Below are 11,854 nucleotides of genomic sequence, written 5' to 3'. Positions count from 1 at the left end.
ATGAAATTAGATAATCGTCTTAATGCAATGACGGTAGATGTGGAAGACTACTTTCAAGTTTCTGCTTTTGAAGGCGTAATCGATAAAAAAGATTGGGATAACATCAGCCTTCGAGTGGGTGACAACACCCATAGGCTATTGGATTTATTCTCAGAGAATAATGTTAAATCCACATTTTTCACGCTTGGCTGGGTAGCACAGCGCTGTCCTGATGTAATAAAACGAATAGTGAGCGAAGGGCACGAGCTAGCCAGTCATGGCCTAGCACACCAGCGCGCTACCACTATGAGCGAGCAGGAACTTTTCAATGATATTAAGCAAAGTAAAGATATCCTCGAAGATATAGGCGGTGTGGCGTTAAAAGGATATAGAGCGCCGAGTTTTTCTATCAACGATTCTAATACTTGGGCGTACGACATTCTCAAAGACCTTGGGTTTGTTTATTCATCCAGTACTTACCCAATTAATCATGACCTTTATGGTGTGCCAGAATGGCCTCGCTTTAAGTACGAGCGTGATAATGGCCTTATTGAAATACCTATTCCTACAGTTCGTAAAAAAGGAAACAATGTGGGAATTGGCGGTGGTGGTTATTTTCGTCTTTATCCTTATTGGTTATCTAAACGTCGTATTACTGAGTTCATGCAATCTGAAAGTGCGCCATACAGTTTCTATTTTCATCCTTGGGAGATAGATGCTGATCAACCAAAATTTAATTCTGCACCATGGAAGTCTAAGGCTCGTCATTATATCAACCTTTCTAGAATGGAAGGGAAGGTAGAAAAACTACTTGGTGACTTTAATTGGGTGACTATGGCTAAAGCCTACGGCATTGAGTAAACCCGACACCTTCTAAATGAACTTAGGAAGCTAGTGAGATAGGATGCTGTAACATGGACAAAGGTGATAAAGTGACACAAGAAGAAAAAACAGGAAGCCAAGAACAGTCACTTTCTTTAGCGTTCGATAAGCAATTTTATTTATCGAGTGCATGCTTTCTTTTTTTATGGATTTGGCTGTGTTGGGAAGGATTAGTATCCGTAATTGATATCTGGTACGGAAACGAAATATTCAATCATGGATTCTTTATTGTTCCCGGCGCACTCTACCTTATTTACTTAAAGAAAGAGGCGTTACTAGCGTCTCCAAAGTTGACATCAAGTATGTCTTTAGCTCTTATTATACCTGCAATTCTGTTATACGCGATCGGTATAGCAGGTGATGTACAGCTCTTTACTCATACTGCGACGTTCACTCTTCTTCCCGCGCTTATCTGGTTGCTAATCGGTGATGTTGCTGCAAAAAAAATCTTTTTTCCTCTATGCTTCATGCTATTTAGCATCCCTGTTGGTGAGCAACTTATACCGTATCTTCAAGAAATTGCTGCGACAGGTTCAGTAGCATTGCTAAATTTAACTGGTATTCCTTTGTTTAGAAGCGGTTTGTACATTGAAATACCGCAAGGGCGTTTTTTAGTAGCAGAAGCTTGCTCGGGCGTAAGCTTTTTCATAGCGAGTTTCGTTATAGGAAGCCTTTACGCTTATCTGAACCTACACTCATTTAAAAGAAAGATTATCTTTGTTTTCATTTCTTTAATTTTTCCTATAGTGGCAAATGTGGTTCGTGTATACGGGATTATTCTTATTGCTTACTCAACTGATATGGAGTACGCAGCTGGTGCCGATCACCTTATATATGGGTGGTTCTTTTTTGCGTTTGTGATTATTTGTTTGCTTTGCATTGGTGAGTTTATGAGAAATGCGCAGTCCAAAGTTAATGATGATACAGCGTTTTATAAAAAAGTAGAAAACCGAAATAGTGTTCTATTGACTGTATTTTTTATATTGGTCGCGTCAATAATTTGGACTAATTGGTTGATGCACAACACTATGAAAGAATCTCAGCAGGGCGACCCTATATTTTCTCATCTATCGAATGAGCACTTATGTGCGCCCAGCAAAGAATGGCAACCCATCTTAAACGAACCAACATATCAAGCTACCAAAGGGATTCAAACTAGTGATGAGTGCGTTACAGTTGTTTACGCTTGGTATGACGGTATTGATAATGAACTAGTTAGTTCACTAAATCGCTCTTACTCACCTGACATGTGGTCGCGTGAAAGCGTAAACTCTTTTAACCATATAAAAATTGCTAACACATCCATTGAAGTTACTAAATTGGCATCACCGTCTGGTAAAACGCGATTTGTAACTAAGTGGTTTGTTATAAATGAAAAGATTTTCAGTAGTGATTTAAAAGCGAAACTGTATCAAATTTATTTGGTGTTCTTAGGTCAACCTGTATCCGGAAGTCTGATTTTTGTTTCAAGCGAAAATCAGGAGTATGTACCTGAAGCTATTAGTACCCTTTATCATTAAATTAGGTCTGTATTTCTTTTTTAGAAAAACTCTTAAACCTCGCTCTGCACTAGAGAACCTTGTTAGATATGAAAAAGTTTATAAAGAAGTTGTTGGACGGAATGGTCATGGGCCTGGGCTTCACTATATTTTGTTTGGTTGTCGGTGGAGTTATCTTTTATTTTTTCGCTGACTTCAAAACGAAAGCGAGTATTCGAGCAAAGCTTGAAGATAAAGGGTTTATCGAGGAAGTAGTGCAAGAGCCTGATAGCGTGCGTTCTACAGTGGAAAGAGTTTATTTGTCGCGCCCTATCGATACTCCAAAGGGATACGAGGAGATCTGGGTAAGTAGTACCGAAGAATTCGGGAGAGCTATGAAAAGGGCTAATGAACAGGGGCACACTGCAGTAATTCTTGAACAGGGCTTGTATGAAATAAACAATACGATATACGTAACAGCAGATCATGTCATGGTGAAGTCTGCAACTGGAAACCCGTATGATGTTGTTCTTAAAGGAACGGGCATGGCTAAGGGCGGCCGCGTTAAAGGAATATTTCGAGTAAATAAAAACTACTTCACGCTGGATGGCGTGACACTTACAGATGTGCCAAATCACTTAGTTCAAGTTGCTGGTGAAATAAATGCTAGTTATCCACACTTTCGAAACGTTATTTTTCAGGATTCTTATGAACAGATGCTTAAAGTTTCGTACAACTATAAAACTGAAGAATCACAGAATAATAGATCTTTCGGTGGGGTTGTAGAAGGTTGCATATTTCAATACACAAAAGGTATTGGTCCTAACTACTATATTGGTGGTGTTGATGCTTTAGGCGCAGTCAACTGGACTATCAAAAATAGTATCTTTCGAGACATTGCAAGCCCAAAAGGGAGAATCGCTCAACATGCGGTGCACCTTTGGGATAATGCTGAAAATAACTCTGTAATTAGTAATATTTTCGTTGATAACGACCGAGCCATAGGTTTTGGTATGAGACTGCGAGACAGGGGAGTGCGTTTCGCGCACCGAAATGGTGTAGCAAAGGGTAATGTCATTTATCATACGGATAATGGAGACCCCTTTGCGGACGTAGGTATAGTCGCAGAAGGTAACTTAGGAGTACTAATCGAAGACAACCTAATCTACCAAATGCACCCTTACGATAACGCCATAGAGTATCGCTGGGAAGACTCTACAGGCGTACTTATTAAAAGAAACAGTACCAACAAAAAAATCCAATCAAGAGATGGCGCAGAGGCTTCTTTAGAACTAAATGATGAACTGGAACTCGATGATTTTCTTATTAAGTTTCAAAAACAATCTACTCTATTAAATGTCGTCGATTATAAAAAAGTTATTCAGGGGCAGTAGTAATTAGAATGAAGAAAGTTTTGTTGCTGACAGAAAACTTTCCTCCTATTGAGGGAGGTAGTGGGCGCTGGTTTTGGGAGTTATACTCTAGACTCCCTAGAGACAAAGTGCTCGTTTGTACTCATCACTTTGAAAAAGGTTTTACGTTCGATAAAACACACAACATTCCGATTATCCGTATACCACTTCACTCTCCTGAGTGGGGAGTGAAAAGCATTTTTGGTTTGCAGTTTTACTTCTCCTGCGTAAAAAAGCTTTTAAAAATCATAAAAGAACATGAAATAGAGGAAATTCATTGCGGCAGAGTTATTCATGAAGGCGTGACGGCATGGATTGTTAGCATGTTAACTGGCACTCGATATAGCTGCTTTGTACATGGAGAAGATGTTGAAACAGCTGCAACAAGCAGAGAGCAGAGTATATTAGTTAAACAAGTTTGTAAGCATGCCTTTTCATTAATATGCAATAGCCACAACTCTCAAAAACTTGTTGAATCATTAGGGTTTTCTAATGTAAATAAGTGCGAGGTACTTCATCCTGGTGTAGATATTAGTACGTTTCAACCAGCTTCAGAAAATCAAGAAATAAGGAAACGCTTCGGTTGGGCCAAAGATTCACTGTTGCTGTTGACGGTAGGTCGCTTGCAAAAAAGAAAAGGGCAAGATTTTCTCATTGAAGCCATGCCTCGGCTGCTTCAACAGGTGCCAAACCTGCAGTATGCTATTGTCGGAAGGGGCGAAGAGCTAGAAAATCTACGCAACCTCATATACAAACATAAGTTGCAAGATAATGTATTCATCCATACAAACTTCGACGATAACGACTTAATAAGTGCTTACCAACAATGCGATGTATTTATTCTTCCCAATCGAACTATTCAGAATGACATTGAGGGCTTTGGTATGGTTCTAGTTGAGGCTCAAGCTTGCGGTAAGCCAGTGATCGCTGGAAACTCAGGAGGGACTTCCGAAACATTCAAAGAAGGTGAGACAGGGTTTATTGTCGACTGCTCATCACCACATGCTATTGAGACAGCGTTGCCTAGTATTTTAAAAAAATGCAAAACGCTGGATCGTGAAAATATTTCTGGAAGTGCGGCACAATTGTTTAATTGGGACAAGCATGCTGAAGCCTTTATTGAGCTAATGGACACAAATAAATGACAGCTATTGATAGTAAAAAAAACCAAGTGCTTTTTGCACACAGTAGCTCTGCGATGGGCGGTGCAGAAAGAGTCACGTTGTCAGTAATAGATTCCATAAAGGAAAAGTATACTGTCAGTTTAGTTTGTCCCGAAGGGGATTTACCTCGCTTTGCAGAAGAGAGTAAAACGACACACATAGAGTGGACTTTTTTTCAGTATAGTTTTCGCAAACCCTTTTCATCTTTAAAGTATCTGTACAACTCCTTACTTTTACTCAAAAGATTAGCACCCAAGCTTATTCATACTGGTGATATATTAGCTCTCAGAAGCCTCGCGCCCGCGTGTAAAGTGCTAAATATTCCTATTATTTGTCACGTGCATTTTCCATACGAAACTAGCTTTATTGATTGGGTTTTTTCCAAACGCCCTCTGGTGCACACCTTCATATACTGTAGTCATGAACTAAAGACAAATCTAAGTCCTAAATTAAGGGGGAAGGTGCCCCTAGCCAATCACATTGTTATTCATAATGGCGTTGATATTCAAAAGTTTAAACCCAAGGATAAACCGCTTAGCAACTTTGTGCCACGAATCGGAATCATAGGAAATCTGCAGAAAAGAAAAGGGCATGAAGAATTTTTGCAAATGGCTAGAATACTCACGAAGAGCGGCGTGAAAGCGCAGTTTGATGTGATAGGTGGAGATATTCTTCAAGAGCCGAGGCAACCTTTTCTTGAAAAAGAGGCTGCAAGGTTAGAAGTACACCACTGCACAACGTTTCATGGCCAAGTAGACAACGTTTTTGATCTCTTAAGTGATTTGGATATCGTCGTATGTGCAAGTCATCAAGAAGCATTTCCCGTCACACTATTGGAAGCCATGGCAGCGGGAAAAGCTATAGTTACAACCAATGTAAATGGCATCACTGAAGCGGTCGATCAGCACTGCGGTATTCTTACCGAAGCTCACAACGCCAATGGCTTAGCCGATGGTGTTCGATTCTTATTGGAAAATGAAAGTGAAAAAGTACAGTTTGAGAAAAACGCCCGAGAAAAAGTAAAAAGAGAATTCTCCAGTGATAACTTCAAAGGACTTGTTTTAAGCGTTTATGAAAGTATATAAATAATATATTTCATCTAAATTTAGATGCGGGATAGAGAGTTATTTCGCCGTTAGGAAGACGTTAGACCGATAAGTTCTGGGTCATCAATCATAAAGCTGCGTAACGAGTATTGATAAATGGTACTAAATGGATTGCCACTTAAAATAATTTCCATCAAACTTAACCCAGTCCTCTACTGTGTTTCCTTTCGTGAGTAAAAATGTGCAAAATTTGAGGTTGGGTTAGGGAATTGTGGGACCGACCTAGGGTTTTTTTCGTGATACAATCCGCATTAATTCAATGATTATTTGCTTAGCTAAGTATTTCCGTGCTGCGAATATACCAGTTTGTTTTAAGTGTAAATAGGTCTGACTGCTCAACCATACTTTCGTGTAAAAGATGTTTTTTTCGAGGTCATTACTTCTCCACGTTACTCCCGCATCGTGTTTTATTCCCAAGTTACGTGCAAAAGAGGTAGTCAACCCTAATTGTCTAACCCTCAAACATAAGTCAGTGTCTTCACCCCAAAGGAAAAAATTCTCATCCCAGCCAGATAGGCGCTCAAATATTCTTTTTCTAATTATGTAGAGACAACTAATAGCTTTATTCGATACATCTAAAATAGTTATGTCTTGTGAGTTTCCTAGGTTATTGGAAGTGTCAATAAACAATAACCCTATGGTTTCAGAACTTTTAGTTACGTCAACTAAATATTTGATTTGCTCAAAGGTAGAATGTATGTCTGGATTGCAAAAGACTAACATTTCAGATTGTGCACTTTTTGCGCCCAAGTTACATGCCCGAGCGTATCCACAATTCACGTCACAATATAATACTTGGCAAGTTCGTAGTATTGCTTCAGAAGCTATTGCTCCACTATTGGATACGACAATAACTTCAAACTGTCTTTAGGTTTTTCGTGTCCGTCCGGTAATCCCCACATTCAATTCATAAATTAGCTACGGCATGGTGTTCGCTTTGCAAAGGAGAATGACCATGCAGCAATATCAACGAAGAGAAGTGCAAGATTGGCTCAATTTATTTGAGCAACAAAAACAAAGCGGACTCACCGCAGTGGAGTTTTGTCGTCAGCAGCAGATTAACGTTCAAACTTATTATACCCGACGTCGCGATATTCGGCTTCAACGAACAAGTAGCAAGTTTGTTCAGGTGAACCGTGAAGTCACGAAGGTTGAATCCTACACCGAAGCAATGGGTGGCGAACTTCTCTTGCAACTTGGAAATGCCCAACTTACCGTGCCAACCAATATTAACCCTCACTGGGTTGCTACTGTGATGAAGGCATTGGCCGAATGAAGATGTTCGTAGAGCCTGCCGACATTTACCTGTACATGGATATCGTCGACTTCCGCAAATCGATTAATGGCTTAATTGTCGTGGTTGAGCAGGATATGAAACTGAATCCGTTTCGCGATGCGCTGTTCGTCTTCTGCAACAAAAAGCGCGATAAGGTCAAAATACTCTATTGGGATAAAACGGGCTTCGCACTCTGGTATAAACGCCTCGAAAAACATCGCTTTAAATGGCCTGTCGATGCGAACTTAAAACAGATGCATATGAGTGAACAGCAACTACAGTGGCTGTTATCGGGCTACGATGTCATAGGGCATCAGCCGTTGCACTACAACGCATCCGGCTTATAACCTGTGATCATAAGTAGCGATTAACGATCACGAAATAGTCTTAATAATGTAAGGTAATCAGCAGCTTAATACGGGATAATAGCGGTATGAACGAGAAAGAATACCAATCCCGCATCGCTGAACTTGAAGCGCTTCTTGAAGAGAAGCGCGCGCGGATTGCCTATTTAGAAGAACAGTTCCGTGTTGCCCAGCACAAGCAGTTCGGAAAAAGCACCGAAGGTCACCCTGGGCAAGGTGAGTTGTTCAATGAAGCGGAAGAATTAGTTGTTGAGGCTGAAACTGAAACAGCTGAAGAAGCGATTAGCTACACTCGTAAAAAGCCCACACGTAAATCGCTACCTAAAGACCTGCCTCGTGAAGTTATCGTTCACGATATTAGCGACGAAGAAAAAACCTGTGACTGCTGTTCGGGCGAATTACACCGCATTGGTGAAGATAAGGCAGAGACGCTTCAGTTTATCCCTGCTCAGGTAAAAGTGATTGAGCATGTTCGCCCTAAATATGCGTGCCGTACCTGTGAAAAGGGCGGTATCAGCAACACGATTAAACAAGCGCCCGTACCTCACAGCGTTATCCCAAAAGGTTATGCGACGCCAAGCTTATTAAGTCAAATCATTACCAGCAAATATCAGTATGGCTTACCGCTGTATCGACAAGAAGCGATGTTCAAACAGCATGGTATCGAATTAAATCGTAAGACGATGGCGGACTGGATAATCCGCTGTGCTGCGTTGTTTAAACCGCTTTACGAGCAGCTTCGTCAACACCTGTTAAAGCAAGCTGTTATCGCGGCGGATGAAACCACGCTGAAGGTGGTTGAATCTGATAAAGCGACTAGCTATATGTGGCTGTACGCCTGTGGTGCTGACTCACCTGGCGGAAATATACCTGGTACAGAGACACCCAATATCGTGCTGTACGACTATCACAATAGTCGCGCAGGGCAATGCGCGGTAAACTTCTTGAAAGGCTATAACGGCTACTTACAAGTGGATGGCTATCAAGGCTATGAGCAAACGCAAGCGACACTCATTGGCTGTTGGGCACATGCACGTCGTAAGTTCATGGAAGCCAAAAAAGGCGCAGGTAAAAAAGGCAGTGGCAAAGCAGACTGGGCACTCAATCACATCCAAAAGCTCTACCGCATCGAAACACAGTTAAAAGATAAAACAGTGGAAGAGCGCTATCTCATCAGACAAGAAAAAAGTCTGCCACTACTCAATCAGTTCCATACATGGCTCACAAAGTCAGTGCAACAGGTGTTACCGAAAACCAAATTAGGTGAAGCGATACAATACTGCTTGAACCAATGGGAAAAGCTTGTACGTTATACACTCGATGGGCTACTCAGTATTGATAATAATCGTGCTGAGCGCGCAATTAAACCGTTCGTCATCGGCCGGAAAAACTGGCTGTTTAGCCAAACTGCCACAGGCGCAAACGCCAGCGCAGTGCTCTACAGCATGATCGAAACTGCTAAAGCCAACGACCTCAATGTGTTCGAATATATGATGACTTGCCTTGACGAACTCAGCTTCCCCAACGTCGATATTGAGCAACTGCTACCATGGCAGTTTGCTAAGCGCTAGGTGGTATTGCCGGACGGATACGGTTTTTCTTTGCTCAGCAGGCCGAGTAAGTTTTCAATTTGTTTCTCGGAATTGTAGTTAACCACGATCATTGAGAAAAGCATGTCAAATACTCCTTTTTACAAATATGTCCCTTTATGTCCAAATTATTATTCAGTATTCGTGACGACAGTTACTACACGTACTATTTTAATTTTAAATTAATATATACTTATAGCAGCTTAATGCTGGCTTTCTTGGGTTGGCTAAAAAATAGCCATCGAGAATAGTGGTAACAAAAATATGTTACAAAATAGAGATTTTAAGTAGAAATGTTTGTAATTTAATGCTTTAAGCGGATAAAGAAGAATTCACAAGAATAAGATTACAGTGTTGGTATCTCATAATTAATGACATGTCCCACTCGCAATTTAGTTAAAATTAAAACAAAAAAGGCGCGAGTCAAAGTCCTGAGTACACTATCTAATGAAACTTTTTCTCGAAGTGCACTTATTTACCGAAGCTACGTTAGCGCGATCAAAGTGGATAATGGCTACGGGTTTTGTGACATTGAAATGATAACCTAGAAGTTGAAAATGGCTATTTACTTCTCCATCTCTCTGAGTCACGAGAACGAAGACAAAATGAAAACTTCAACGGTCTGTTGAGTCAGTATATACGAAATGGCACTGACTTAAGGACAGTAACCGATAAGCAGAATTGAAGTTAAAAAAGTAATGAATGCCAAGTCAAGTCAAGAAAGTGACTAGGCTATAGCCACACTATTGCAGTATTCAATGAGGTATGAAAGGTAGTTAAGCGAAAGATTTACTTCGGACTTAAATTTGTGCGCACAACTAAGCAAATCGATTATTATTGCAACTACAACCTTTCAAGATTAAGTTATGACTAACAGTATCAAAAAGGAATTGATATGACTGCTTTTATGCTTTACGCCACAGCAAACGAAGGTGATTATTCTTTAGACTTTCTACATTTCAAACAGTTGAAAAAGTTTTCATCGGGAGTCGATGTAATAAAACTAGTATTGGTTGTAAGCCTGGTAATTGAGAAAACGTCAAAGGACGAGCTGTTTGAACTTGCTGTCAGAAAGTTTTTTTCATATACAAGCTCTATCAAACTAGATAGTGTTATTTTCAAGAGTAATGTTGGTCGAGACTTTAGTTCCGTTGCATTGGGACTCGCTCATATAAAGAATACCTACGGCTTTCACGATAGCTTTATTTTGGTTAGAAATAGAAGTGCCTATGGTCCATTTTCTAATTACTGGTTTTCGAAGTTCAAAGACCAATTGATGAAAGCAGATATTGGAATGGTAGGCGCGACTCTAAATTTTCTTGAGCATCCCGATATCGGCAAGAGAGTTCGACCTCATGTCCAAACCTATGTTTACATGATAAAGCCATGTTTACTGGATAAATTACTTGACGATTTTCCTGCTACAAACTGCGAAGAACGTTTACAGTTAATCGATGAAGGTGAAATCAGACTCAGCGAGAGGATATGTTCTGAAGGATTTAAACTTTTGAGCCTACAGTTTCCTGAGCAAAAGGTCGGAGGAAATACTCCAATTTCAGATGGTAGATTAGTACGTGACCCAAGAGACTATTCTTCTAAATTGGTATTCAAACACAGAAATGTTGTTAAATACTACCCATCTTTTCTGGAGCTTTTTTTATCGAAGGTGAGGAAGAAGGTTTCTAAAATTTTTCGATAAGGCATTTTTTCAAATTGAAGTGGTGAGCTAATTTTGTTCAGAAGTTTAATATTATTTTTTTTAGCTTTTATATCGATAGCTTTAATTTCGCTAAACATATGGGGGTTAACCCAAACTATGGATTTGGGTAATATTGAGGTAGAGAGTTTACGTTTCAAAGATGCCGACGTTACTCTTTCGAAAGACAGTATGCGTTCCCAACTTTTACGTTTGAAAGGTGAGAGTGAACCAGATTATGCAAAAAGAGTTACAAAGGTTATTGCTTCGGGAATTGCTCACGTTCACTGGGAGCGTTATTCTCCCGCACGCTATCATCAAACAGTTCCGATTTGGGAAAACTATATACTTTATGCCATGGGAAGATGGTCAGGCATTCCTGAATTCGAAAGGTACCACTTTAGCTCTCCTATAAAATCTATTGAACGTGGTATTGGTATTTGTGGTGACGCATCAATTTTGCTTTCCCAAATATTAAATGAAAATGGAATAAAAAACCGTATCGTAACTGTACCTGGGCATGTCATGGTTGAAGTACAGTTCAAAGAAAGTGCCCAACTCTTAGACCCTGATTTTGGCGTCGTCTTCGATAAAGGGGCAGAGTTCTATCACAAAAATATCGAACAATTGCAAAAAATGTATAATACAGCGGGCTTTGATGGTAATGGTGAAGACGTTGTTGTTAATGGATTAAGCCAAAAATATAAATACTGGAATGGCGTCTCCCATTTTATTACCAAAAAACACTATTTTGAAAAATTGAGCTATATTGCCATTTGGCTCTTACCCTTGTTTATTCTATTTCTTTGTTTCTTTATTTGGCAAAGTCAAAAGAAGAAAAGTAATCAAATTTGGTTGTTTTGGCGGAAAAAGTAAGTCTTTTGGGAAGAATACAAACTACTAAGCTG

General features: G+C 39.9%; 11 protein-coding genes. 10 read left to right on the top strand and 1 reads right to left on the bottom strand.

All coding sequences use genetic code 11. From position 1 onward, the window contains the following. The 5 genes from ACM0P2_RS14065 (at position 1) to ACM0P2_RS14045 (ending at position 5,999) form a co-directional block, all read left to right on the top strand. Positions 1-840: an XrtA system polysaccharide deacetylase gene (locus ACM0P2_RS14065; protein ID WP_159120092.1), complete on the top strand. Its 840-nt coding sequence runs from the start codon at positions 1-3 to the stop codon at positions 838-840. A gap of 53 nt (positions 841-893) precedes the next feature. Next, positions 894-2,381: an exosortase A gene (xrtA, locus tag ACM0P2_RS14060; RefSeq protein ID WP_159120091.1), complete on the top strand. Its 1,488-nt coding sequence runs from the start codon at positions 894-896 to the stop codon at positions 2,379-2,381. A 68-nt stretch (positions 2,382-2,449) separates the two neighbouring features. Beyond that, on the top strand, positions 2,450-3,733 hold the full coding sequence (locus tag ACM0P2_RS14055) for a right-handed parallel beta-helix repeat-containing protein (protein WP_159120090.1): 1,284 nt from the start codon (positions 2,450-2,452) through the stop codon (positions 3,731-3,733). 8 nt (positions 3,734-3,741) lie between these two features. Continuing rightward, positions 3,742-4,896 carry a glycosyltransferase family 4 protein gene (locus ACM0P2_RS14050; RefSeq protein ID WP_159120089.1) on the top strand — a complete coding sequence of 385 codons (1,155 nt, stop codon included), beginning with the start codon at positions 3,742-3,744 and terminating at the stop codon, positions 4,894-4,896. Then, on the top strand, positions 4,893-5,999 hold the full coding sequence (locus ACM0P2_RS14045) for a glycosyltransferase (protein ID WP_159120088.1): 1,107 nt from the start codon (positions 4,893-4,895) through the stop codon (positions 5,997-5,999). The genes ACM0P2_RS14050 and ACM0P2_RS14045 overlap by 4 nt, the downstream gene beginning before the upstream one ends. 243 nt (positions 6,000-6,242) lie before the next feature. Here the strand turns inward: ACM0P2_RS14045 and ACM0P2_RS14040 are convergent, their stop codons facing one another. Further along, entirely contained in the window at positions 6,243-6,770 is a 528-nt protein-coding gene (locus ACM0P2_RS14040) for a galactosyltransferase-related protein (protein ID WP_159120087.1), read from the bottom strand. A 205-nt stretch (positions 6,771-6,975) separates the two neighbouring features. Between ACM0P2_RS14040 and tnpA the strand changes: the two genes are divergently transcribed. The 5 genes from tnpA (at position 6,976) to ACM0P2_RS14015 (ending at position 11,822) form a co-directional block, all read left to right on the top strand. Beyond that, positions 6,976-7,296 carry an IS66 family insertion sequence element accessory protein TnpA gene (tnpA, locus tag ACM0P2_RS14035; protein ID WP_159120620.1) on the top strand — a complete coding sequence of 107 codons (321 nt, stop codon included), beginning with the start codon at positions 6,976-6,978 and terminating at the stop codon, positions 7,294-7,296. Beyond that, the gene (tnpB, locus tag ACM0P2_RS14030) at positions 7,293-7,643 is read left to right on the top strand and encodes an IS66 family insertion sequence element accessory protein TnpB (RefSeq protein ID WP_008305429.1); all 351 of its coding nucleotides are present in this window, start codon (positions 7,293-7,295) and stop codon (positions 7,641-7,643) included. The genes tnpA and tnpB overlap by 4 nt, the downstream gene beginning before the upstream one ends. Positions 7,644-7,729: 86 nt before the next feature. Next, positions 7,730-9,232 carry an IS66 family transposase gene (gene tnpC, locus ACM0P2_RS14025; protein ID WP_419226713.1) on the top strand — a complete coding sequence of 501 codons (1,503 nt, stop codon included), beginning with the start codon at positions 7,730-7,732 and terminating at the stop codon, positions 9,230-9,232. A gap of 913 nt (positions 9,233-10,145) precedes the next feature. Further along, positions 10,146-10,949, top strand: a complete 804-nt coding sequence (locus ACM0P2_RS14020) for a hypothetical protein (RefSeq protein ID WP_159119923.1) — start codon at positions 10,146-10,148, stop codon at positions 10,947-10,949. Between the two features lie 117 nt (positions 10,950-11,066). After that, a complete protein-coding gene (locus ACM0P2_RS14015) occupies positions 11,067-11,822 on the top strand; it encodes a transglutaminase-like domain-containing protein (RefSeq protein ID WP_159119924.1) in 756 nt (251 codons plus the stop codon). Positions 11,823-11,854 lie beyond the last annotated feature (32 nt).

This window comes from Alteromonas sp. OM2203 (assembly GCF_048517045.1).
In the GTDB taxonomy this organism is placed as follows: Bacteria; Pseudomonadota; Gammaproteobacteria; order Enterobacterales; family Alteromonadaceae; genus Alteromonas; species Alteromonas gracilis.
The sequence above is the reverse complement of the archived record's forward strand: the minus strand, read 5'-3'. Positions and strand labels throughout refer to the sequence as shown.